Source organism: Mesotoga sp. HF07.pep.5.2.highcov, assembly GCF_003666285.1.
Lineage (GTDB): Bacteria > Thermotogota > Thermotogae > Petrotogales > Kosmotogaceae > Mesotoga > Mesotoga prima.
Genome location: NZ_JFHJ01000349.1, coordinates 1 through 546 on the forward strand (window position 1 = coordinate 1; position 546 = coordinate 546).

At 45.8% G+C, this 546-nt stretch carries 1 protein-coding gene; it reads left to right on the plus strand.

Going from position 1 to position 546, the window contains the following annotated elements; translation table 11 throughout:
- Nucleotides 1–211 (plus strand): hypothetical protein (locus BG32_RS15815; RefSeq protein WP_220660315.1); only part of this gene is annotated, 211 nt, incomplete at its 5' end.
- Nucleotides 212–546 lie beyond the last annotated feature (335 nt).

Consider the following 546-nt stretch of genomic DNA (forward strand, 5'->3'; position numbering starts at 1 on the left):
CCGAAACAAGTTCGGGATGACAGTGTTAGGTGATTACGAATATGTCACATCGTGTCTGAACTTGTTTCAGCATTCCGGCGGGCTTTCCGAAAACGTCACATCGCGTCATCTGAACTTGATTCAGAATCACGATGCTCTTTTCAGCGTCCAGCGTGTCTTAGCAAGCGGGAAGCGGCTCTTCTCGGCGAACGGGGAACCACTCAACGGCTAACCAGTTTCTCTTGAAATCAAGGAGCTGGGAGAGCGAACATCGGAATCGGGTTGGAAAGAGCGGGTTACAAATATCGGGAGGAGTAAGAGAAAGGGTAAGGTACTAAAGCATGCCATTTGAGTGGCCTATCTCACTTTGTCAACAAGCAGGGGTTCTAACTTCTACCGATAACATCGGTGAGATAGATCGAAGGAAAGATCCTTTCTACAAGTTCAATGAATCATCTTTCATGAAGATCCACTTGACTTCTTCTCCCAATCTTTTAATGAAGTAAGACAGTTCTTTGTTTAGTTCATTCCACTCGTGCAGAGTGTAGATCAGAAGATCGACCGGAA